The 19,141-nt window shown below is 52.6% G+C and carries 16 protein-coding genes; 4 read left to right on the top strand and 12 right to left on the bottom strand.

All coding sequences use genetic code 11. The features are described 5' to 3' along the window. The first annotated feature begins 54 nt into the window (after window positions 1-54). Window positions 55-1,017: a UDP-glucuronic acid decarboxylase family protein gene (locus J2T55_RS11885; RefSeq protein WP_259057205.1), complete on the top strand. Its 963-nt coding sequence runs from the start codon at window positions 55-57 to the stop codon at window positions 1,015-1,017. Between the two features lie 157 nt (window positions 1,018-1,174). Here the strand turns inward: J2T55_RS11885 and J2T55_RS11880 are convergent, their stop codons facing one another. The 3 genes from J2T55_RS11880 to J2T55_RS11870 form a co-directional block, all read right to left on the bottom strand. After that, window positions 1,175-2,062 carry a sulfotransferase family protein gene (locus J2T55_RS11880; protein WP_259057203.1) on the bottom strand — a complete coding sequence of 296 codons (888 nt, stop codon included), beginning with the start codon at window positions 2,060-2,062 and terminating at the stop codon, window positions 1,175-1,177. An 809-nt stretch (window positions 2,063-2,871) separates the two neighbouring features. Further along, entirely contained in the window at window positions 2,872-3,861 is a 990-nt protein-coding gene (locus tag J2T55_RS11875) for a glycosyltransferase family 2 protein (protein WP_259057201.1), read from the bottom strand. Between the two features lie 34 nt (window positions 3,862-3,895). Beyond that, window positions 3,896-4,054 carry a hypothetical protein gene (locus tag J2T55_RS11870; protein WP_259057189.1) on the bottom strand — a complete coding sequence of 53 codons (159 nt, stop codon included), beginning with the start codon at window positions 4,052-4,054 and terminating at the stop codon, window positions 3,896-3,898. 725 nt (window positions 4,055-4,779) lie between these two features. On the opposite strand from J2T55_RS11870, the gene J2T55_RS11865 reads away from it, so the two are divergent. Further along, window positions 4,780-5,568, top strand: a complete 789-nt coding sequence (locus tag J2T55_RS11865; RefSeq protein WP_259057187.1) for a phytanoyl-CoA dioxygenase family protein — start codon at window positions 4,780-4,782, stop codon at window positions 5,566-5,568. 469 nt (window positions 5,569-6,037) lie between these two features. Here the strand turns inward: J2T55_RS11865 and J2T55_RS11860 are convergent, their stop codons facing one another. The 6 genes from J2T55_RS11860 to J2T55_RS11835 form a co-directional block, all read right to left on the bottom strand. Then, on the bottom strand, window positions 6,038-6,928 hold the full coding sequence (locus J2T55_RS11860; protein WP_259057180.1) for a sulfotransferase: 891 nt from the start codon (window positions 6,926-6,928) through the stop codon (window positions 6,038-6,040). Beyond that, window positions 6,925-8,289 carry a flippase gene (locus J2T55_RS11855; RefSeq protein WP_259057177.1) on the bottom strand — a complete coding sequence of 455 codons (1,365 nt, stop codon included), beginning with the start codon at window positions 8,287-8,289 and terminating at the stop codon, window positions 6,925-6,927. Before J2T55_RS11855 ends, J2T55_RS11860 begins: the two co-directional genes overlap by 4 nt. Before the next feature lie 83 nt (window positions 8,290-8,372). Then, window positions 8,373-9,680: a nucleotide sugar dehydrogenase gene (locus J2T55_RS11850; protein ID WP_259057176.1), complete on the bottom strand. Its 1,308-nt coding sequence runs from the start codon at window positions 9,678-9,680 to the stop codon at window positions 8,373-8,375. Between the two features lie 42 nt (window positions 9,681-9,722). After that, the gene (locus tag J2T55_RS11845; protein ID WP_259057174.1) at window positions 9,723-10,082 is read right to left on the bottom strand and encodes a MarR family EPS-associated transcriptional regulator; all 360 of its coding nucleotides are present in this window, start codon (window positions 10,080-10,082) and stop codon (window positions 9,723-9,725) included. Window positions 10,083-10,211: 129 nt separating this feature from the next. Next, window positions 10,212-11,402 carry a hypothetical protein gene (locus tag J2T55_RS11840; RefSeq protein WP_259057172.1) on the bottom strand — a complete coding sequence of 397 codons (1,191 nt, stop codon included), beginning with the start codon at window positions 11,400-11,402 and terminating at the stop codon, window positions 10,212-10,214. 59 nt (window positions 11,403-11,461) lie between these two features. After that, window positions 11,462-12,253: a class I SAM-dependent methyltransferase gene (locus J2T55_RS11835; RefSeq protein WP_259057169.1), complete on the bottom strand. Its 792-nt coding sequence runs from the start codon at window positions 12,251-12,253 to the stop codon at window positions 11,462-11,464. Window positions 12,254-12,392: 139 nt separating this feature from the next. On the opposite strand from J2T55_RS11835, the gene J2T55_RS11830 reads away from it, so the two are divergent. Both J2T55_RS11830 and J2T55_RS11825 read left to right on the top strand, forming a co-directional pair. Then, a complete protein-coding gene (locus J2T55_RS11830; protein WP_259057168.1) occupies window positions 12,393-13,337 on the top strand; it encodes a glycosyltransferase family 2 protein in 945 nt (314 codons plus the stop codon). 66 nt (window positions 13,338-13,403) lie between these two features. Next, the gene (locus J2T55_RS11825) at window positions 13,404-14,429 is read left to right on the top strand and encodes a hypothetical protein (protein ID WP_259057166.1); all 1,026 of its coding nucleotides are present in this window, start codon (window positions 13,404-13,406) and stop codon (window positions 14,427-14,429) included. Here the strand turns inward: J2T55_RS11825 and J2T55_RS11820 are convergent. From J2T55_RS11820 to J2T55_RS11810, 3 genes are read right to left on the bottom strand one after another with little or no spacing between them, the layout of a single operon-like run. Next, the gene (locus tag J2T55_RS11820; RefSeq protein WP_259057165.1) at window positions 14,412-15,512 is read right to left on the bottom strand and encodes a long-chain fatty acid--CoA ligase; all 1,101 of its coding nucleotides are present in this window, start codon (window positions 15,510-15,512) and stop codon (window positions 14,412-14,414) included. The genes J2T55_RS11825 and J2T55_RS11820 overlap by 18 nt on opposite strands. Further along, window positions 15,509-17,557, bottom strand: coding sequence for an aldehyde dehydrogenase family protein (locus tag J2T55_RS11815; protein ID WP_259057156.1), 2,049 nt, complete (start codon window positions 17,555-17,557; stop codon window positions 15,509-15,511). Before J2T55_RS11815 ends, J2T55_RS11820 begins: the two co-directional genes overlap by 4 nt. Next, a complete protein-coding gene (locus J2T55_RS11810; RefSeq protein ID WP_259057154.1) occupies window positions 17,554-18,627 on the bottom strand; it encodes an isocitrate/isopropylmalate family dehydrogenase in 1,074 nt (357 codons plus the stop codon). The genes J2T55_RS11815 and J2T55_RS11810 overlap by 4 nt, the downstream gene beginning before the upstream one ends. Window positions 18,628-19,141: the final 514 nt, after the last annotated feature.

Here is a 19,141-nt window from a genome sequence, read left to right as displayed (position 1 = left end):
AATCAGACTCTCATTAATATTAACCAGATTTTATAAAAGTTTTAAGTTCAAACCATGACGCGAATATATAACACCAAGAAACGCATTCTGGTTGCCGGCGGGGCCGGCTTTCTGGGATCGCACCTGGTCGATCGACTTATCGAGAAAGGACATGAAGTGCTTTGTGTAGACAATCTTTTCACGGGCACAAAACAGCATATTTATCACCTACATAACCATCCAAGATTTGAGTTTCTACGGCACGATATTTGCTTCCCACTGTATGTGGAAGTTGATGAAATCTATAATTTTGCATGCCCAGCGTCACCTATTCATTATCAACATGATCCGGTACAAACCACAAAAACATCAGTGGTCGGCGCTATAAATCTTCTCGGGCTTGCCAAGAGATTAAAATGCAAGATCTTTCAGGCATCCACGAGTGAAGTTTACGGTGATCCGCATTGCCATCCTCAGGTAGAGTCTTATTGGGGTAATGTGAATCCTGTTGGCACACGGTCCTGTTACGATGAAGGCAAAAGATGCGCTGAGACACTTTTCTTTGATTACCATCGTCAAAACGGAGTCGAGATAAAAGTAGCCAGGATTTTCAATACCTATGGCCCGCGCATGCATCCGAATGATGGCAGAGTTGTTTCAAACTTCATCAATCAGGCGTTAGCAGGGCGAGACATCACCATTTTTGGCGACGGTGCACAGACCCGATCTTTCTGCTATGTTGACGATCTAATCGAGGGCATCATGCGCTTAATGAATACGGATGACGACGTGGCAGGCCCCGTGAATCTAGGTAACCCTGATGAAATTACCATGTACGATCTCGCCCAAAAAATAATTGCATTGACAAAATCAGCATCACACATTGTCAAGCTGGAACTTCCTGCCGACGATCCACGCCAGCGCAACCCTGATATTACCAAGGCGATGAATTTACTAGACTGGAAACCTGCAGTAAAGCTCGATAATGGGCTTGTTGAGACAATTAATTACTTTCAGGAAAGTACCCATCAATTATAGGCAGGTGTATTCAATACTTAAGCATAGTGCTGGTAGATGAGTCAATCAAGTGTCGGAACTGCCTCAACTGGCAACTATACAGATCACGATTATTGGATGTTAAGCTTTCATCAGGATGTGAATTTGATCGCGTTAGTAATTTGCGCGCTATCACGTGCTATCCCTTTATCCAGTGTGACAAATCCCGTTGTGTCAGCTTAGCTAGCTTATTGACATCTTGCACAAATTCGACTTCCAATTCACGACACAATTGTAAGGTCAGTGGCTTGCGTCCAGATTTGATGGAGACACCAACCAAATATTTCAATAAGCCAGTCCGCAACCAAGGCAAGCCCAGTAGTCTAAGTACACGCACATATAGTATCATGAGGTTGCGAATCCAGCGCCATTGCCAGTACTTGGCCCTGTTCTCTGCCTTGAAATCTAAATCTGTCCACATCGGCAAATCAAGAAATTTTAGAATTCGACGCCATTCTCTATGTACATCATTTTCTATATCTTCAAGAAAGATCACCAGGACGCGATCCCTGCTTACCGTTTTATACAATCTTTCCAGCTGTTCCCCAAGACTGCAGGCCTTCCTGTATTGAAGAAACTCTGGATCAGGACAATTTCCTGGAATAGCCTCGCCCCGTAATCGTCTCTCCTGTAAGTGCCAGGCCGTCTCAAAGTCAACAACATTCTCTCTACCAACGAACAGGAGCTGCCCATGCAAGGATGGCGCCATTTCCACCGGATTGCGAAGCATGACGATGTAACGAACATTATCAAGCTTAGCCTCTATATTTTTGACAGCAGTCACTGAGCGCAGATACCAAGTAGAGGCTTCACCGATTATCTTGTGATTTGAATCTGCCGATTTATATAATGACAGATAGTGTTCATAGTCGCGCCAAGGTTCTATATTGTGATTTAAGTCATTGCTAAAATAATGTGGCTCCTTATTCGGTGACATAAATACATTAGGGTGCTGTGACAACCAATAAGCCAATGAGGTTGTGCCACATTTCGGGGCGCCGAGTATAAAGAAGTTTGGTTTATTCATTAAAATATACCGAAATCTTTACATTGCCGATCATAAACTATTATTGTAGATATTGATTATACTAATCAAATAAGCCAAGTCTGAACAATCAGGCTGCTTTATCACAATGCTCAATATGCCAATATCTTTTCCAGGCAACCATGTCCCGTATAGAAGCACTATTTAAGCTATATACAGTGCCTGCGTTCACCCTACTTAACAACGATGCCACTTTCCGAAAGAAATTAATCACAGCCGGCAGCGCCCCGGCAGGTTGATCCGGAAACTGTTCTCGATCATTTTGTGCGGGAAAACGAAATATGAACGCCAGAGGCAAATTCAGCGGACTATCTGACGGCATCAGAGCAGCCAGTCTGAGCGTATTCTAACACGGCCGGAAAAATGTCTGCTTACTGCGGGACGAGACCTTGCAAGGGTTTCAGCAGTGCAGGTGGATTATGCAGCCTTGTCAAAAGCAAGGCATCTTAGTCTGTGATTTTCTTAAATTGAGTCCAAATCGGAAGGCCAGACGAGTACTGCTAGTATGGTTCGGATCGTAGATACCGATGACTTGTACAGTAGCCTCCTGCTCACGCAAATATGCAATCTTAGTGAGTTCTGGGTCACTACACAGCACAAAACGTATGAGATCCAACACTCGGCACCGCCCTAAAAGATCAATACAGGCACCGCAGGTTCGTCTATCGGTTCGTGAGCCGGCTCTTTTCAGCGAAACCCTTGGAGATGAACTAGTAATGAGAGAATTGCTGATACAGGATATCTTATAGCATATAATGGCAAAAGCCAGATATTCTCCTGCTACAATATTATTATTTTAAATAAAACCAACAACCTAAAATATGACGAAATATAACATTCAGTTTTCTTGCGACTCGCCTATCAATAATAGAATTAATAAGCTTTTGGCACTTCATTGCCCAAACAATATCATGATTAGATATAGATAATTTAAATAAATTATCATATATTTTATTCTCTTTATCAACTGAATACATCATGCCGTCACTATAGGCTTTATATATACGATTATACACTCTCCTTTTAATTTTATTGTGCGATAGCATTTCATCGAGCTTATTAAAGTCGTCTAATGTTTCTATTATTGCCAATACACCATCTAGACGATTTTCTGGGCCTGCACTCCTGCTCAATCTAGAACTGTCTACTGTGTTACCTATAGTCAAGATTTCATGAACACTTGCTATATTAATATCGTAACATCCCGCTCTGACCTCATACTCTGCGTCTTCAGAAATCCACAATTTACGCCAACTACCTATCTGATCTGATACTTGACGACGCCACATGCAGCTTGAAGTTCCCCAAGGTCTTTTGATTAAAACAATGGGTAATATTTTCTTATGAGCCTCTAGACTTTCATTCCTGATACTAAAGTTTCCATATATATCTTCATCCATGCAACCTGTGTAGCACATCCCTATAGACTTATTGGCTTCCATCAATTCGACCTGTGCAGCCAATTTTTTTTGTTTCCATCGAGTATCAGAATCCAGATAGCTAACATAGGCTCCAGTAATATGCTGCCTACCTAGTTCACGTGCACCACCTGGCCCAAGGTTCTTGTCCGATCTAATATATTTTAATTCTATTGCCTCAGATTCAGACTGCTTACGCACCGTATTTATCGATTCTAATATATCATCAGTAGATGCGTCGTCGACCACAATAACCTCGATTGGTCGATATGTTTGTGAGAAAACAGAGCTTAAAGCATCTTCAAACAACGCGCGCCTGTTTTTCACGGGAATCACAACTGAGACTAAAGGTTCCTGGGACATTTTAATTAGTGTTTATTGTAAGTAACGCATTGAGTTAGGCAAAATTAAATCTGGTTTTCAACACTCGAGCAATGGCCTCATGCTTGCCAAACTGCTTGCCGTTGTACGAAGTGATCGCATTAATCAGCCATTTCAGCAACTGCAGCGGGTTCATAGCCGTCTGGCGCAAGGCTGAAGCAGTACGTCGTTTCACGTATGTGCTCAAAATATATATGAATTTACACTCGGTCAACATAATCAAGACCTGCTATAGATCCTTGCCAATGACGGTATTCACTACCGTACCTCCAATACGGGTTTTGGATCCATGACGGCACGCGCTCCCCATTGAGACCATATTTAACTGTTGACCCTAACGACTGTAATCTGGAGTAGCTATCTTGGGCTAGCGCTGCCTCGGGACAAGAGAAAATCGGAGCAGGTCAGTGACGCCCTGCATCACCATCTGCATATCAGCCTGAGCCATGAGTGGATTTACCAGTACATACTGCGTGACGAGGTCTCAGGTGAGGACCTGTACCGGCATCCGCGCAGCCGGCCTCAACTTGATGCCCGGTCCCGGTGAGGTAGCCGGTAGTCGCGCTAACTGCAGCTATGGCGAAACTCGCAGCTGATGGTGGACTTGTAACTCCCGAGCAGTACAACGGTTTTGGTCTGATTATGACTAGTTTCCATAAGCGTCTGAATTTAGTATAGTCAGCCTTCGGTCAGCTTATCTAGATTCTCATCAGAGCCATCCTTTCTTTGCGGATAAAAAGGCTCTGATACTACTGTAGATGGCCTCGTGTACCGACTCATGAGTTGCATTTCCGAGTTAAATTCATTCGATGAATCCGAAATGTTGCAGCTTTTTTAGTCATATTGCCTATCAAAGCTATGCCAAAGCCCACAGGGGAGGGGCTAGAAATGACATCTAATATGGATAAACGAAAATTTTCTATAGGGGTTAATGAAATAATTGAACCTGGAGCAATTCAAGATTTTCAACAAGAAAACATGCAGCAATTACGTCAAGACGGCATTACCGTTTTGAAGGGTATATTTGATTATGAAACAGTCAAAAATGCCAGGGATATTATTCTCAACAACCGTAGCCTTTTCAAAAACACTCGTCCTACGCCATCGGCACTACACTTAGCTGGTTTTCACCGTTTTCCTGAACTTGAATCACTACATACCCTACTGACCTGTAATTCCATCATACTTAAATTTTTAAAAAATGTAGTAAATGGACGCAGAATAAGAAGCATAGGACTCAGTGATATCACGATTAACCGTTCACAGCCTTGGCATAAAGACCTTCTAAGAGGGCACTATCGCACATATCTTGATAGCGAGTCACTAGACTGGCATCAATCTAGCGGCAGTGTATTTAAGTTGCTTTTTTATTTGCAGGATAGTGCCAGTCTTAAAGTCGTGCCGGGCTCACACCTGTTCTCGACACCACTCGACGATGATACTTACAGCGAACCTGACGAAAATACGTCTGTGCTGAGTATCGGAGTAGAATGTGGTGACATTGCTATTATGGATATAAGGTGTTCGCATTGTGGCTCGCCGGAGTCTACATATGCGACTGGGCAATGGGATAACAATCCACGCATTCTGATTTCTACAGCAATGGGCGATGTTTCCAGTCGTTTAACTCAAGCTATGGAAGTCGGCAATTTTCATCGACTAATGGACTGGATGGCTCGCAATCCGTGACCTCAATGAGCTGACATAGTTCTCATGTGGTAAGTTATTTAAATCTCGCATTAGTCGGCACTGGTTAACAGTGCCGACCATTTCTACTATCTAATATTAGATATTCTGATAACTACAGAATAGAACAGTGAGGCTCGATGATGGGCTTCTGAATACAATCAATTACTTCCAGGAAAACATCGATTAATCATAGAAACGGGCATTCAAGCTTTAAGCGAAATGCTAGTAGCTGATTAAAGTACCTACCAGATATATTTAGACTGATAACTATGTAGACCACGATCATGCTATAGCTGATGATTTAGTTTGCCTTGCATCCATCAACTACATAAGCAATGACAATTAACGGATTTTCAATTTTAATCAAAGCTAAATCTGGTAATTGGTGTGCTACGTGCTGTGCCGCCTCAACCTTCTCATTTATTCAAGCTTTTAAATTTAACACCTAATACCTAATGTAGATCACAGACTATCCCTTTATCCAATGTGACAAATCCCGTTTCGTCAGCTTGGCTAGCTCATTGATATCTTCCGCAAATTCGGCCTCCAATTCACGACGCAATTCTATGCTTAGTGGTTTTCGCCTAGACTCTTTGATTGTGGCACCAACCAGATTTTTCAACAGGCCAATCCGCAACCATGGCAACCCTAACTGTCTAAGCATACGCACATAAATAATCTTGATATCACGAACCCAGAGCCATTGCCAGTGTCTGGCTTGATTCTCTGTTTTAAAATCCAAATCTGCCCACATCGGCAAATCGAGGAAATCCAGAATCCGGCCCCATTCTCCATGCACATCTTTTTGTATATCTTCAAGAAATACCGGCAAGACGCGACACTTATCAACTGTCTTATATAAACGTGTCAGTTGCTCCCCAAGACTACAAGCCTTTTTATATTGCAGACATTCAGGATCAGGACAATTCCACGGAACAGCCTTGCCCTGCCGTCGCCTTTCCTGTAAGTGCCAAGCCGTCTCAAAGTCAACAACGTTCTCTCTGCCAGAGAGCAGTAGCTGTCCATGCAAGGATGGCGCCATTTCCACCGGATTGCGCAGCATTACGATATAACGTACACATCCAAGTTCAGCCTCAATATTCTGGACTGCTGTTTGAGATAATAAATACCATGTAGATGCTTCACCTACTATCTTATGGTTTCTATTTGCACCCTCGTATAAAGACAGATAATGTTCAAAATCACGCCAAGAGTATTGGTGGAATCTTAGATCATCATTAAAATAATGTGGCTCCTTGTGTGGTGAAATGAAAACATTAGGATGCTTTGATAGCCAGTAAGCCAATGAGGTCGTGCCACATTTCGGGGCGCCGAGAATGAAGAAATTGGGTTTTTTCATAAGGATTTAAATCGTAAAGCAGTTGAAATCAGGCCAAGCCGGTTCCGCACCTGGCGGTATAGCATAAAATTCCACAGAGCCAGTGATAGCGCTGTCGCCACGGCCGCCCCGCTCATTCCGTAGAATGGAATCAGCAGGCCATTGAGAACGATATTGAGAACGGCTGTCTGCCAGAGAATGTGCGCAGATACGCTTTCATGCCCGGTCATGTTAAGCAACAGAGCTACCGATCCAAATGCGGCGTTTATTAACTGTCCCAGCGCCAGTATTGCCAGCGACAAATGTGCAGCAGCAAACTCGTCTCCAAAAACCCAGCCGACTATAGCACCACCGGCGAGCATGAATGCGAGTGTCACGGGTAGGGCGACCAATAGTATAACCCGTGCGCTCTGGGTAACGAGACTCTGTAAACGGGCCATATCACCACGAGCATGCAGCCGGGCAAATTGTGGCGCGATGACTGCATTGGCCGCTTGTAGGCCGAATGCCACCAGCGTTGCCCCCTGTACGGCTACTCGGTAGATCCCCACTTCCTCGGCGCTGCGGAGCCAGCCCAGCATGATGACATCGGTGTGATTGTTGATGATGGCCGCCCCGCCGATCAGCGTGAACGGCAGCGCACTCTTCAGCCACTCTCGAGTACGAAATTCAGGCCGGGCATTACCGACCTGCAGCATGAGAATGCGCCACAGCAGCAGAGCCCCGAGCATCAATACAAGGAACAGTGCAACCACCTGGACTGCCATCGCAGATTGTGGCTGGCGCCATTCTGGCCACATAAGAAACATTATCGATACAAACAAGAGTACCAGAAGCGGCCGCCACAGCATGTCCAATGACTGGCCGATGATCACTCGGTGCAGACCCTGTAAAGCTGCCGCCAAGGTTCGGACCATGGCCGCAGCGGGTAACGCCAAAAGCATGAGTCCGATCGTCTGAACAACTGCTGGCTCAAACCTCTCGGACAACCACCAAAGTATGCCGAGACCAATCAGCGATATGACTGTGGCTACCAATGTAACGAACTGCCCTGCCCTACGCAGCGCGCCACGCAAAAGACCCCACTGCTCGCGGCCATGGCTGGTGGCTATCTCACGCATCAATAACGCCGGCATGCCCGCTTCGGCACCAACCATCAACAGACGCATAATGGCAAATGCAAAGGCATAGATACCGTAACCTTCCGCACCCAGTACGCGTGCCAATATAATCGCCAGGATCAACAACAATATCCGGTTAACAGCCTGAAGACCGGCACTGCCAAAACCAGCGCGAATCAGACGGGCACGCAAGCTATCGCCAACCGTCATGCCCCGCAAACGCTGATACCAGCGCGTATCCCGTTGCTGGCAATTATACATGGCTTGCCTGCTCCTTCTGCCATGCAGGCGCACCAATCAAGGCAACAGTGCAAGAATGGACCACGGTAAACAGTGCCATTCAATCAGGCACGCACGATGTTGGCTGCGACATCGCGATAAACACCGCGTGTATCGACAACCAATTTGGCCTCGCGGGCGATCAGCTTATAATCGAAAGCATCGTGGTTAGTGGCCAGCAGAATGGCATCGTAGTCATGCAGGGTTTCTGCGGTCAGCGGCACGCTGGCCAGATCGAAGTGATACTTGCGGATCTTCGGGAACACCGGTACATGCGGGTCGCTGTAAGCGACTTCGGCGCCCTTTTCTCTCAGCATGGCCATGAGTTCAACGGCCGGCGACTCGCGCATGTCGTCAACATTCTTCTTGTAGGCGATGCCGAGCACCAGGATTTTACTGTTCTTGACCGATTTGCCGTGGTCGTTGAGGGCGTCGGTGAGTTTCCGGAACACCCACTGTGGCATCGCGCTGTTGACCTCGCCGGCCAGTTCGATGAAGCGCGTGTTGAGACCGTATTCGCGCGCCTTCCAGGTCAGGTAGAACGGGTCGATGGGGATGCAGTGACCACCCAGGCCCGGGCCGGGATAGTACGGCACGAAGCCGAACGGTTTGGTTGCTGCGGCGCCGATGACCTCGTAGATGTCGATGTCCATGCGATCGGCGACTATTTTCATTTCATTGACGAGGCCTATGTTCACGGCCCGGTGGATATTCTCCAGCAGCTTGGTCATTTCCGCCGCGCGCGGACTGCTGACCGGCACGACCCGATCGACGACCGCGCCATAGAGCGCCGTGCCGACGGCCAGGCAGTCAGCCGTCACGCCGCCGCAAATCTTCGGTATCGTCTGGGTGCGAAAATCCGGGTTGGCCGGGTCCTCACGCTCGGGTGAGTAGACCAGGAAGATGTCCTCGCCGACCGTATAGCCGCGCGACTCGATGCGCGGCCTGAGCTCCTCCTCGGTCGTGCCGGGATAGGTAGTACTCTCCAGCGAGACAACCTGGCCAGGCCGCAGGTGCGGCTGCAGGGCGTCCATAGTGCCAATCACGTAACCCAGGTCGGGCTGGCGATACTGGTCCAGCGGCGTTGGCACGCAGATGATGAGCGCGTCCGGTTCCGCCGAGCGGCTCATGTCGGCGCTGGCCTCGAACAGGCCGGCCTTGACGGCGGCCCTGATCTTCGCCGCCGGAATATGCTCGATATAGCTCTCGCCCGCATTGAGCCTGTCCGCCTTGACCGGGTCGATGTCGAAACCCAGCACCCGGAACCCGACCTCGACGAAGCGCAGCATCAGCGGCAGGCCGACATAGCCCAGGCCGATGATACCGATGGTGGCGCTGCGGTTATCGATTCTGTCCAGTAGTGACTGTTTCATGTTGTGTTGACCGTAATTTATCGGCGGCGCGGCCGCCTCGATTCAAGATTCCATATCGCTGCCGGAAGATGCCTGACGCACCTCGCGGCGCAGTTCTGCGAGCTCGGCTTCGAGACGCTCGTACTCGGCCTGCTTGCGTTCCAGGAAACAGCTGGCCGCCTGTGCCTTGGCGCGAATGCCGGCGGGCGTCAGTTTATAGAGGTAAGCGGCCCGGTGGCGATTGTTCTTGAAATTGGTGGCCTTGATATAGCCCTTGTTCAGCAGGGCCCGGAGACAATAATTGACCTTGCCGACACTGATGCCGATCTCGGTGGCCAGGTCGCGCTGTGATAGGGATGGGTCATCCGCCAGAAGGCGCAGCAAGCGGTAGCGGGTTTCGTCGTCGAGGATGCGTTCAGACATTGAACGCTGATTATGAGCAACAATTTGAGGGATGGCAAGGTGCCGGGGCGTATCAATACGCCGCAATGTAGGCCGGAGATTTCAGCCAGCGAGCCATCCCTGACTCATCCGACTATTCACCTTGAGCGCCTAATCACATAGATCATGCGCCAGCTTCCACAGACGATATTGCAGCAATCGCGTCACGAACCATCGTCTGAAAAAGTGAAATGGCACTAGGAAGAATTTTGTGTAACGCGACAATGGTTGCCATGGCCGGTTCATATGGCCACTAGCCAGCCAGTGCCGGTCCGTATTCCCCATGATGTAGCGTATCAATTTACAGGTCTGTTCCGGCGAACGGGTTACTATAATGTCATCTACCGTCAGTGCCCCGGTCTCTTCTGCAGAAGTGGCATCAGCTATCGCCGGTGGGTCGGGTTGAACCGGAAAGTCAGGGCACCAGTTCTCCTTCAACCATTTCAGGTTCTCATGGTGGTTGGCCTGCACGATATTGATTATATTCTGCTTAAGAACCGGTCTGTTCTGGGTGATGAAAGAAATGCGCTTCTGCAGAATATGGGTAAGCATGTTCGTATCAGCTTTGAATCGGCGATTCTTGTCCGGGTAGTATCTTTTTCTGTATTCATTGAGGATAAACATCCCCTCGGCTGAAATCGACGTGTTGGCCCGGGGCCGATCTGTCAATGACAATTCGCGCCCGAAGAATTGTTCCGCAATATGGACAAAATCCTCGACAACATCATACTCATGAAGCAATGAACTGTCATAAGGTCTGACTATAAGTCTATCTCCATAAACCGAAGCCCATCGTTCTATGTTCTGCCTGAATGCTGAATAGTATTTCGAAAAAGATTTCAAATTACCGGATGTCTTGACAAGCTGCTGCAAATCCGACAGGTAGCTGGAAGCCGGCTCACGGACATAGTAGACGACTGCTGTTTCGTCCACGCCCAGTTCCTTCATGTGATCATGAAGCCGCTGAATCGCCGCAACGGGAAGGCTGGAGAAATTCTCGGCCGAAAGAATAATGGAATCGGACCTGGCAAATGCCTCGGGAAGCTGCTTGTTGAGAGACCGAACGATCTGCCTGGTAACCAGAGAGGCAAGCAGACTGGATGCCGTATACCTGCGCAACTGACGGTTCCTGTCGCTGTATAATAATTCGACAAACCGGTGGTTGCCTCTCATCCAGGGATGCAGATGGGCTGGATAATCAATATCTTTCAATTCTCCCCGGATTGACGCATTAAACAATGCTTCCTGTATAGAGGTTGTGCCGGTCTTGGGAGCGCCAATATGTAATAACAGTTTTTTCATGAACACCTGCTTGATCTTGTAACAAACTACTGATTATCTGCAGGATGCGTAGCCACCGATCAGTGCTTACTGCAAAGAAATATCTCTCTGCAGCCAGGGCAATCCAGCCCCATTATCTCAATTTCATCCTCACCCGCAATATCAGTGATCGAGAACAACTGCACATTAAAACCCGCTGCTGACAGCCTCGTTACAATATCCAAGCCGTATCGCCTGACATGATCGTGCTGACCAAACAACCGTGCCCGCTCGTTCGGATCGGTGATATCAGGATCTTCATAGGTGGCCGCATCGATTATGGGGACAAGGATAACCGCACTGCCGCCGGGTTTGAGGATTCTGTAAAGCTCGCTCATTGCTGTAATGTCGTCGTTCACATGTTCCAGGACATGACTGCAATAGACGAGATCGAATGACCTATCGGGCAGCGGTATATCGGTAACATCAATCACCAGGTGCGCCTTTTTGCCATTGAGATCTGCCGTTTCGTATTCCAGGGATGGAATACTTTCAAAATAGGGCACAAGGCACCGCTCGGGCGCGAAATGCAGCATTCGGTCATTCGGCCTGAAAAGTTGCTCACGCTTGAGTGTAAAGAAACGATGAACCAGCCGGTGCCGCTCCAGTGATCCGCAACGTGGACAGCGCGCGCATGCGCGTCCGTTTATGGGGTGATCCTGGAAACGGGGGCTGAAAGTGTCGCATACCGGGCAGTAACGCCGAGGCAGGAAGGCCAGCCTGGCCAGAATCGCGGAACGGCTGGCGTAAAATGCGGCCCGTAACCGCCGACGCAGTCCCCTTAGAAATGGCCGCCAGCCCTGCGGCATCCATTGACGAATTTGAATATTCAAGCTCCTGACAAGCCGTGCTAGTTCAGTATATAGTACCTATTGGGGGAAGTACTGCAATCGCGCAGGCAGGCCTGCCATAAAGGATGTCCTGTCCAATTATTTGAAAAATACCTGTTCTGTCATGCTTCAACCTGTATCAGTGTCCATTATCCTTGAATGGGAAAATGCGGCCAGCACCCATGGCTGGCGCACGCTCGCCATGCTGCGCTCGCTCGGCCGGCAGATTAAACAGCTTTTACAGAAGCGACTGCACGAGGTCGAGATTCTGGCAGTAACCAACGAGCTACTGGCCTCAAGGGAAGACATCTATCATTGTATTACCAGTTGCCTGGATCTGGACCGGTCTGACTACACCCTCCGAACCGTTCAGGAAACCGGGTTACGATACTTCCAGCTCAAGAACCGCGGTGCCGAGCTCGCCAGCCATGAGATCCTGCTGTTTCTGGATACGGACGTCATCCCCGAGCCGGACTGGCTGGAGCGCATGCTGAATGCCGTCAGCGACCCCGATGTGGCAGCCTGCACGGGCGTCACCTACATGGCACCCCGCAATTTCTATCACAAGACCTTTGCCCTGTTCTGGTTTTTTCCGTCTGGCATCAACTCGGACAAGACCGTGCCGGCCAACGGCATCATTGCCAACAACGCCGCTTTCAGGAAGAGCGTATTTTGCCGCTTTCCCTATCCGGACTGGCCGACGCACCGGGGACAGGGGGCTGGCCTGCATGGCAGGCTGACAACGGCGGGCATTGGTGTCTGGAAGGTACAGGCGGCACGTGTGGAACACCCACCACCTCTATGGTTCCGGCAGTTTGCGCTGCGTGCATTACGCGAGGGTCATGACCGCCTGTACTGGCAGAATAAACAGGCACCCCTCGGCCATGCCCTTCGGGTCGTATTGCAGAAATACGCTCGTGGCATCAAAGCGATTGTAAAACAGCGACACAAAGAAGCCATCCTGAGGCCGGTTGAATTGCCGCCGGCGATGGCGGTTGTCAGCCTTTATTATCTGTTCAGTCTCAATGGGGTTCTGCTGTCCTATTTCTGGCGCGACTGGTTCCGCGACAGATTCATAGGTGAATAACACCCTCTTTAAAGACGTGAACATCAGACCAATATCCATGTTGTTCGCTCAAACTGTCTTCGGACGATGATATGCTACTTTGTCAGCGAACCGCATCAGCATACGGTGCGGAATTACCTCGCCGACCGGGGGCAGTCGCTGGCGGCGCATTTCACGATCATTGCCTACGAACGGGTGTTTGCACATCGTAACCTGCCGGCCGCCGGCACCTATATCTTCTCGGACATAGAAAGGCTCACGCCGGCACGCCTCGATGTGGCCCGACAGCTGTATCGGTTGATTCGGCAACAATACCCCTCGGCCCGGATACTCAATCACCCGGATAAAAGTGCCTGCCGGTACACGCTGCTGACCGAACTACATGACAAGCAGCAGAACCGATTCCGCGTGCGACGCGCGAACATGGACTGCAGCGATCTCCGGTTTCCCGTATTCATTCGCCTGGAAAATGATCACAAGGGCAGCCGCACCCGCCTGCTGCATGACGGGCGGGAACTCAGGCAGGCCATCGCTGCGCTCAGACGCCGCAGTCTTCCCGCACGGCAACTGCTGGTCACCGAATTCTGCGATACGGCCGATGCTGCCGGACTCTACCGCAAATACGCTGCATTCGTGGTTGCTGGTCGCATCATCCCGCGCCACCTGATATTCGGTCATGAATGGATGCTGAAGAACCCGGCGTTCTCCGATGATGAACGCGCGCGGGAGCAGCTTGCCTTTATCCGCAGCAATCCGCATGAAGAAACATTGCAGGGCATCTGTGCCGATGCCCGTATTGATTACGGACGTATCGACTACAGTCTGCTGGACGACCGTATCCAGGTCTGGGAAATCAACACCAACCCCGTCATCATGCAACACAGCCAAACCTACAGCGCGCGCAACCTGGCGGCACACAACCTGTTTTCGGAAAGCATCAGGGCTGCTTTCGAAGCACTCCCGGGCATGGCCCCTGAATCAGTTCCCTGCCCGCTCGATTTCAGTCAGCAGCTGCGCAGGCGCGTCTTTTTTGAACGCTGTTGCGAATACGCGGGCAACCGCTGGATGCGACTGATGTATCGACTACTCGGCCGTTCAGCGCTGGAAATGTGAGGTGTCGTCGCGGCGCTCATCGGTAAATGCCCGGTAGCGGCCGAGGACATGCACACGGCCATGCCGATCCAGGCAGCCGTGATCGCCGGTCGGCCAGAACCCGTCCGCCGTCAGTTCATGATCCGGCAGCTGGTGAGGCGCCAGCCTGACGGCCAGTTCGCCCGCCTGACCGTCAGCCCGGGATCGCCCGTCCGCATCCAGTACCCGCACCTCGACCCCGTTCAGCGGCGTCCCCATGCAATGCGGTTCGTCAGCCGGGGGCTCGCCACCGTCTACGCACAGCGGGCCGGTTTCGGTAGTGCCGTACTGCTGGCGGACCGGACAGCCGGATGCCGCAGCAAATGCCCGCGCCGTCTCTGCTGTCAGCCGCAGGGAGGAACTGACGCACCAGAGCAACGGGGCGGCGGCCTGCTGCCATAATTCCGGATCGGAGAGTTTATGCAGGTGCGCCGGCCAGCTATAGAGTACCTGCACGGGGTACCGGTGCAGCGCCGCGGCGATGCGCTGCGGCTGGCCAATCTCCTCTATCACGGCGGTACCGCCAAACGCATGCACCGACAGCAGGCTGTTGAGGAGGCCGAAACCGTGCGACAGCGGCAACAGGCACAGGCTAGCCGGACGGTTACACCGGATCGTGGCGGGCAGACGGTCATGCACCCGCGCAATGTCCGCGCGAAGATGCGCCAGCGTGCGCAGGCGCGGCTTGGGGACGGCGGTGGTTCCCGAGGTAAACAGCCAGATGCCGGCAGGCGTGTGGCCGGCAGTCGCAGTGTCCGGCACGAATAGTGACCCCGTATGCAGCGGGATTCGTTCTTCGGGCCAGTCCTCATCGGGCAGAACGACCTGCAGACCCAGACCGAGTCCGGCCAGCAGCGTCACGATCCAGTCGACCGTGCCGGGCCGGTCTGCATGCAGCAGCCGGTCGCCCCGCCGGTAGCCCCTGACAGAGAGGCTCTGCTCTTGCCGGACGATGTGCTCCAGCAGGTCAGCGTAGTTGATGCACGACGAAGGCGTCACCACCGCCCAGTCCGCCGGTGCGTCAGCCGCCCAGTGTTCGTACCAGGGCAACGCCGATCCAATCATGTGAACCTCAACTTTTCTTCCAGACCAGCGGCGTCGCCGTAGACGGTCTGAATGCGGGTATAGATGTCCATATCCCAGGCACCGTGCTCGGGCGGGCCCAGGCCGGAGCGTTTCCAGCCGCTGAACGGCGCGCTGCGGTGGGCACCCGGCGCACTCTGGTCAAATCTGAGCAGACCGCACTCCGACGCCGCCATAAAGCGTGCCCGCTGCGCGGGATCAGTGCCATAGAACGCCGCGGCCAGTCCCTGATCAACGCCATTGGCAAGCTCCAGCGCATGCTCGATATCGCGCGCCGGCTGCACAACCATGACCGGACCGAAAGTCTCGCGCTGAACGATTGCCAGTGCCGGGTCATCCGCCTGCAAAAGTGCCGGTGTCAGCCAGCCGCCAGACTCCAGTCCATCGGGAATTTCGCCACCGCAGTGACATACGGCACCGTCGGCCCGGGCCTGGTCGATCGCTGCCCGCACCGTCTGCCTGTGTTCCGGCGTGAGCAGCGGCCCGATATCCGTGTCTGCGGCCAGCGGCGATCCGAGCCTAAGCGCCAGCAGTCGGGTCCGCATAGCGGCAACAAACGGTGTCAGCAGACTTTCATGGACGACAATGCGGCGTATGGCGGTACAGCGCTGACCGGCAAAACTCGTCCCCGCCCGCGCCAGCTCACTGGCAGCCTGCCCCAGGTCAGCTCCCGACATTACCAGCGCGGCGTTGTTGCCACCGAGTTCGGCATGCAGGGGCTTGAGCGCGCGGCCACAGATCACAGCCAGTTCGCTTCCGGCCTGCATGGAGCCGGTCAGTGAAACGGCCCGGATCGCCGGATCGGCTGCCAGCATACGGGCCACGTCCGCTTCGCCCAGTAACAGGTTGACGACCGCACCCGGCATGCCGCTCTCCAGCAACGAGGCCATGAGGCGCTGGGCAACAGCCGGCGCTCGCGGCGAAGCTTTCCATACCACGCTATTGCCACAGGCGACGGCGGGCGCAATCTTGCCGACCGCAATGGCCACCGGGTTATTCCAGGGCGTTATCAGGGCGACTGCACCGTAGGGGCGACGGCGAGCAAACCAGCCATCACCGCGCTGCTGCCACCATGGACTGCCCGCATCGATCTGCTCGATAACCGTCGTCAGGTGACCGGCCGCGGCATCCATCTCGGCGTGGCCGTCCCGGAGCGGCTTGCCGATTTCCTCGGCAAGCAATTCGACGAATTCGTCCCGCGCGGCATCCAGCGACTCACGCCATGCATTCAGGATAGTGCGACGCATGCCAGCCACTGTGGTTTCCCAGGTGGCTGCTGCTTGCGCCGCTGCCGCCACGGCCGCCACCACTTCGCTGCGACCGGCAAGCTTCAGACGGCCACGGTAGGACAAATCCACGGGATTAAAACAGTCGACAGACCGGCCCGGCTGACTCGCGTTGACCGATTGGCCGTCAATGCAGCCGCTGCTCCAGGTAACCGGACGCTCGCTTTCGGCGACGTGGCTGGCCGCCTGTCTGTCCAGACGCGCCAGCAGGGCGGACTGGTCGTCAAAGCTGACGAAACGCTGCAGGAACGAGCGCGTCACCTCGGCATGCGTGCTGTCATAACTGCCGGTTGCATCCGCGGCAATGGTAATTCGGTAGCCGCGCGCGTAGGCATCCACGGCGGTCTCACGTACACAGACATGCAAAAACAGGCCGGCAAGGATAAGGCACTGTACATTGTGCCCGGCAAGCGCCTGTTCCAGCCCCGGGACATTGAAGGCGCTGTGAAAGGTCTTGCTGAATACACCCGCATCGCCGGCAACCGGTGCCAGGACTGCCGGCGGCTGGCAGCCTGCCGTTCCAGCCACGCATAGGCGTCGCCCTTCCTGCAGCCAATGGGGCATGGCGTCATCCAGCCAGGGATGAGTAACAGTGTGAATGTGAAACACGGGCAAACCGAGAGCACGGTAGCGGCCTAGCAGTGCAGACAATCTTTCAATCAGGACAGCGGGCTCGGGTTCTATGCCCGGGTAGGCAAGAAAATCGTTCTGTGCATCAATGAGCAGCAGCGCAGCCGTCATGAGCCGTACATTAGTTGCCCGGCGTCTGCCTCTGCCTGTACCGCGTCAGCTACAATCTCGCCCATCTCGCGAGTCCCCACCACCCTGCTGTCCGGCTCAGCAATATCCAGGGTACGCCACCCCGCCCGCAGCACGCGGTCAATGGCCCGATGGATCCACTGCGCCTGCTCCTGCAGGCCGAAGCTTTCCCGCAGCATCATCGCCAACGACTGGATTTGTCCCAGCGGGTTGGCCTGGTTCGTGCCAGCAAGATCCTTTGCCGCGCCATGACCGGTTTGGTAGACCGCTCTGCCGGCCGGCCCGAAATTGCCGGAGTAGGATACACCGCGCGCACCCATCAGCAGCGCTGCGGCATCGGACAGCACGTCGCCGAACATGTTGGGCGCAACGATTACATCGAACTCGTGCGGCGCCGACAGCAACTGGTAGATCGCATAATCGATTTCCAGTCGCCGCACTGTCAGTCCCTCGGTCTCCATCGACTCCAGCGCGTCGAGCCAGAGACTGCTGATGGCCGGAATACCGCCCGGTTTGGTGACGACCGTCAGGCTGCCGCGCCGGGCCTGTGCCAGACGCCGGGCCACATCAAGGATGCGTTCCACCTGGGATGATTTATAACGGAATTGATGCGTTGCCAGTCTGTCGCCGCAAGGCAGGTTCTCGATACCGGAGTCGCCGAGATAAAGGCCGGCGCTGTTCTCACGCACCACGATCATGTCGATACCGGCAAGATAAGCTGGCTTAATCCGGCTCACGCCATGTAACGCTGCAAGTTCATGGATAGGCGTAAATTTGCAATACAGGTCAAAGCGTTCGCGCAGTCGGTAGACAAAATCACCACCGCCGGGCCCGCAGAAAATACAGCCTCCGTCGGCAAAGACATTGGTGCAGAAATCGATGACCTCGGGAGAAAGGCAGGTGCCGCTGTCCCGCAAGGCTGCCAGACCGATCGGGCCGCCATAGCGTAGTTGCACTGCAATACCGCTGGCCTGCTCGATAGCCTGCAGTACCTGGAGAGCGGCGGATATGACCTCCGGGCCGACCCCCTCACCCGTCAGTATGCCTGCCAACCGCGCATTTGTGAGACAGGAATCATCCGTTGGTAATGCCCTTGTCAGAACTTGCGAAAGGCAACTGTCAGACATAGGTGATCTTCTATGATTTCAGGTAGCACACCTGCCCCCTGCAGGTACTCTACAGACCGGGAAACCTAACACAGCGCACAAAAGGCCGGTGTGCTCAGGACAGTATAGCGAAATCGGCACGAATATATTGATGTTCTGAACCGAGCCTGCTCGGGCGCTGATCTGAACGGAATACACCATCCCTGTAGCGCATAGTGCTCATGGTAATATCCACCTTCATTCTTGCCCGGGATCATTAAAAAAAAGCTGAAGCAGCAACTGAAAGACAGACGATTCCCGCCAAACTTCTCCCAACATACATGTGATCAATATCGGCAACCTGGCGCTTATGGAGCCGGATATATTAGGGCCTGTTGATCTTTCACATGGGCAGCCACATGATTGCACAGGCCAACGCAATCATACTGGCATAGTTTCGCTGCAGTTTGTCATAGCGCGT

The sequence above is a fragment of the Methylohalomonas lacus genome, from assembly GCF_024808875.1.
GTDB lineage: Bacteria > Pseudomonadota > Gammaproteobacteria > Methylohalomonadales > Methylohalomonadaceae > Methylohalomonas > Methylohalomonas lacus.
The sequence above is the reverse complement of the archived record's forward strand: the minus strand, read 5'-3'. Positions and strand labels throughout refer to the sequence as shown.

Bases quoted from the DNA above. Each gene is read 5' to 3' on its own strand.
- J2T55_RS11885 (WP_259057205.1), top strand. From the start codon at position 55: ATGACGCGAATATATAACACCAAGAAACGCATTCTGGTTGCCGGCGGG.
- J2T55_RS11880 (WP_259057203.1), bottom strand. From the start codon at position 2,062: ATGAATAAACCAAACTTCTTTATACTCGGCGCCCCGAAATGTGGCACA.
- J2T55_RS11875 (WP_259057201.1), bottom strand. From the start codon at position 3,861: ATGTCCCAGGAACCTTTAGTCTCAGTTGTGATTCCCGTGAAAAACAGG.
- J2T55_RS11865 (WP_259057187.1), top strand. From the start codon at position 4,780: ATGGATAAACGAAAATTTTCTATAGGGGTTAATGAAATAATTGAACCT.
- J2T55_RS11860 (WP_259057180.1), bottom strand. From the start codon at position 6,928: ATGAAAAAACCCAATTTCTTCATTCTCGGCGCCCCGAAATGTGGCACG.
- J2T55_RS11855 (WP_259057177.1), bottom strand. From the start codon at position 8,289: ATGTATAATTGCCAGCAACGGGATACGCGCTGGTATCAGCGTTTGCGG.
- J2T55_RS11850 (WP_259057176.1), bottom strand. From the start codon at position 9,680: ATGAAACAGTCACTACTGGACAGAATCGATAACCGCAGCGCCACCATC.
- J2T55_RS11845 (WP_259057174.1), bottom strand. From the start codon at position 10,082: ATGTCTGAACGCATCCTCGACGACGAAACCCGCTACCGCTTGCTGCGC.
- J2T55_RS11840 (WP_259057172.1), bottom strand. From the start codon at position 11,402: ATGAAAAAACTGTTATTACATATTGGCGCTCCCAAGACCGGCACAACC.
- J2T55_RS11825 (WP_259057166.1), top strand. From the start codon at position 13,404: ATGATATGCTACTTTGTCAGCGAACCGCATCAGCATACGGTGCGGAAT.
- J2T55_RS11820 (WP_259057165.1), bottom strand. From the start codon at position 15,512: ATGATTGGATCGGCGTTGCCCTGGTACGAACACTGGGCGGCTGACGCA.
- J2T55_RS11815 (WP_259057156.1), bottom strand. From the start codon at position 17,557: ATGACGGCTGCGCTGCTGCTCATTGATGCACAGAACGATTTTCTTGCC.